The sequence below is a fragment of the Curtobacterium sp. B8 genome, from assembly GCF_000333315.1.
GTDB classification, from domain to species: Bacteria; Actinomycetota; Actinomycetes; order Actinomycetales; family Microbacteriaceae; genus Curtobacterium; species Curtobacterium luteum.
In genome coordinates this window covers 1-3,300 of sequence record NZ_BACW01000118.1, presented here as the reverse complement: position 1 = coordinate 3,300, position 3,300 = coordinate 1, and the positions used below count along the sequence as shown (strand labels likewise).

Genomic DNA, 3,300 nt, shown 5'->3' with positions numbered 1-3,300 from the left:
GGTGCGCTCGTCGGACCCGAGCGTCGAGGCGGGGTGCTGGCTGCGACGTTCCTCATCGCCTACGCGGGTCTGACGGTCCCGGTGGTCGCGGTCGGTGCGGCGCTGCTCGTGCTCCCGACGCTCTCGGTGCTGGTCGGGTACGTCGTGCTCGTGGCGGTGCTCGCCGTCGTCGCCGGGCAGCGGCTGGCCGCGCGCGCCTGAGTCCCGGGAGCCCGCAGGTCCTGCGGGCACTGCGGTCGCCTGCGGCACCGCGGGTAATCGCGGGTCCCTGCGGCCCGCAGGCGTCCGGTCCCGGCCGGGAGGCGCGGAGCCGGTCCGGCATACTGGCCGCATGCCCCAGAAGCGCCGCCGGTCCGTCATCACCGGGGTCGCGGCCGTCCTCGCAGCGGGTCTGCTCGCGGGCGGGCTCGCCCTCACCGCCGATCGCAGCGTCGACGAGCCGGTCATCGCCGAGGGGCCGTCGGCCGCGGGGACCACCTCGGGGAACGAGGGCGTCGTGGTCATCACCCGCGACGGCCCCGACCTGCCCGGCGCGGACGTCCTCGACGGGTGCGCGTCCGACGACCGGCAGCTCGTGGCGCAGTACGACACCGATGCCCTCGGGCGGGTCGTGCTGCAGTGCGGCAACCCGAGCCAGGGCTACGAGCACATCCGGGCCCGGCACGAGCAGGACTGGACCGAGGTCCTCGCGGGCCGTGGCTCCCGGGACTGGGACGACGCCATGCTGACCGCGGTCCGGACGGCCCTGACGTCGCCGCGCTCCGGGTACCCGGAGGACGCCGGCGACGGCAAGGTCTGCTTCGCCGCCCCGGTGTCGTTCGACGACGGATCGCGGCCGGATCGCGAGCCGTTCGTCAAGGTCATCGTCTCCGCCACCACCGACCGGGTGATCACGGCGTACCCGACGCGCACCGACGGCTGCTGACCGTCGCGGGCGCGGCCCCGCTGTCCCCGCTCCCGCCGTCGCCGTCGCCGCTGTGGTGCGACGCAGCCGTCGTCGTGCGACAGCGGACACGTCGTTCGTTGCGGGCGCGGGCAGTCGCCGTCGCTGCGGTGCGACGCCGCCGTGGTCGTGCGACAGCGGCCGCGTCGTTCGTTGCGCGCGCGGGCAATCGCCGCGGCTGCAGTACGCCGTCCCCGCCACCGTCGCTATGGTGCGACGCCGCCGTCGTCGTGCGACAGCGGACACGTCGTTCGTTGCGCACGCGGGCAGTCGCCGTCGCTGCGGTGCGACGTCCCCGCCACCGTCGCTGTGGTGCGACGTCCCCGCCGCCGTCGCTGCGGTGCGACGCCGCCGTCGTCGTGCGACAGCGGACAGGTCGTTCGTTGCGCACGCGGGCAGTCGCCGTCGCTGTGGTGCGACGCCGTCGTCGTCGTGCGACAGCGGAGACGTCGTTCGTTGCGCACGCGGGAAGTCGCCGTCGCCGGAGCAGACCGACCACCACCCCAGGACGACGCGGACGAGCCGCCGCGGCACGACCGACTAGGCGTGGACCTCGTGCTCGTGCCGCCGGTGCGACGCGGGCTCGAGCTGGAACGTCGAGTGCTCCACGGGCACGTCGAAGTGCTCCGCCACGCACTGCTGCAACTCGTCGAGGATGCGCGGAGCGTGCGCCGTCGAGAAGCAGTGGTCGTCCACCACCACGTGCGCCGTGAGGTTCGGCACGCCCGTCGCGACGAGCGTGGCGTGCAGGTCGTGCACGGCGATCACGTGGTCGAGCTCGAGGATGTGCCCGCGCACGGCGTCGAGGTCGAGCCCGGGCGGCGTCGACTCGAGCAGGACGTTCGCGGTCTCGCGCAGCAGCCGGAGCGCCCGCGGCAGGATGAGCAGGCCGATGAGGATGGCGGCGACCGAGTCGGCGCGCTCCCACCCGGTGACCATGAGCACCACGGCCGCGACGATCACGGCGACCGAGCCGAGGGTGTCGTTCAGGACCTCGAGCCGGGCGGCACGTGAGGTGAACCCCTCGCCCGAGGCCCGGAGGAGCACCGCGTACGCGACGAGGTTGCCGACGAGGCCGATCACGCCGAACACGAGCAGGGGCCCGGAGTGGATCTCCGCCGGGACGACCAGGCGCTGGATCGCGGAGATGATCACGAAGACGCCGACCGCGAGCAGGATGGCCGCCTGCGCGGTGGCACCGAGCACCTCGGCCCGCTGGTACCCCCACGTGCGCTGCGCGGTCGGGCTGCGCCGGGCGAGCCGGGTCGCGACGAGGCCGATGCCGATCCCGCCGGTGTCGACCACCATGTGCCCGGCGTCCACCAGCAGCGCCAGGGACCCGGTGACGACCGCGCCGACCACCTCGGCGAGCAGGATGCCCGCGGAGACGCAGAACGCGACGAGCAGGGCACGCTCCGAGGCGTGGCCGTGCGCGTGCCCGTGGTCGTGTCCCATGCCGACATCGTAGGGACCGCCGCCGACGCCGTGCCAGGATCAGGCTGTGAGTCGGTCACCGTACGAGCTGAGCACCCCCGCGGACGCCCTCGCCCGGCTCCACCCCCGCCTGCGCACCTACTTCGGCCCGGTCCCGGTCGGGCACGTCGGTCGGGGGTCCGGAGTGTTCGACGTCGTGGGGACACCGCGCCGCTGGCTCTGGCCGCTCCTGGCCTGGTTCGCCCGTGACGCGGTGATGTTCCCGGTCTGGGAGCGCAACGTGCCCTTCACGGTCGAGAACCGCCCCGTGCGCGTCGGGCGCGGTCCGGGCCCCGGAGACTTCGCGGTCCGGGCGCACCGCACGTTCCGGTTCCGATTCGGCGACCGCACGATGGTCGACGCGATCACGGCGGGGCCGGACGGTCTGGTCGACCACCTCGGCCGCCGTGGGCGCGTGTCCGCGCGGCTCCGCGCGGAGGTCCCGACGGACGGGCCGGATGCGGGTGCGCTTCGTCTCGTCGCCACGCACGTGGCGTTCCGTGCGCTGGGACGGGAGTGGGGCCTCCCGGCCGTCACCGCACCGCGTGTGACGCTCGTCGAACGATTCGATGACGATGCCGACCTGCAGCGCGTGTCCCTGGTGCTCGCGATGCCGGTCCTCGGCACGCTGTACCGGTACGAGGGGGCGTTCAGCTACTCCGTCGTGCCGGAAGGAGAACGCTGATGGGAACACCGGGAACACAGGGGACGCCGGAGCCGAAGCCCCGCGTGGTCGTCGCGGGCGCGAGCGGGTTCGTCGGGCAGGCCCTGCGCCGCGCCTTCGCGGACGAGGGCTACGAGGTCGTCACCGTGGGCCGCACGGGCGACGCCGTGTGGGGCAACACCCTCCGCATCCGCGAGCTCGTGGAGGTGCCGCGCTGGTC

At 74.2% G+C, this 3,300-nt stretch carries 4 protein-coding genes and 1 pseudogene; 4 read left to right on the top strand and 1 reads right to left on the bottom strand.

All coding sequences use genetic code 11. From position 1 onward, the window contains the following. A pseudogene (locus I59_RS03105) lies at positions 1 to 201 on the top strand (MFS transporter); the annotation flags it as partial. A 130-nt stretch (positions 202 to 331) separates the two neighbouring features. Then, positions 332 to 925 (top strand): hypothetical protein, encoded by a 594-nt coding sequence (locus tag I59_RS03100; RefSeq protein ID WP_022902622.1) that lies wholly within the window; start codon positions 332 to 334, stop codon positions 923 to 925. 558 nt (positions 926 to 1,483) lie between these two features. Here the strand turns inward: I59_RS03100 and I59_RS03095 are convergent. Continuing rightward, positions 1,484 to 2,398 carry a cation diffusion facilitator family transporter gene (locus I59_RS03095; RefSeq protein WP_022902621.1) on the bottom strand — a complete coding sequence of 305 codons (915 nt, stop codon included), beginning with the start codon at positions 2,396 to 2,398 and terminating at the stop codon, positions 1,484 to 1,486. A 46-nt stretch (positions 2,399 to 2,444) separates the two neighbouring features. Here I59_RS03095 and I59_RS03090 point away from each other — a divergent pair, with 46 nt between their 5' ends. Both I59_RS03090 and I59_RS21235 read left to right on the top strand, forming a co-directional pair. Further along, positions 2,445 to 3,101, top strand: a complete 657-nt coding sequence (locus I59_RS03090; protein WP_022902620.1) for a DUF4166 domain-containing protein — start codon at positions 2,445 to 2,447, stop codon at positions 3,099 to 3,101. Then, on the top strand, positions 3,101 to 3,300 hold a 200-nt coding region (locus I59_RS21235), incomplete at its 3' end, for an NAD-dependent epimerase/dehydratase family protein (protein ID WP_148286060.1). The genes I59_RS03090 and I59_RS21235, both read left to right, overlap by 1 nt.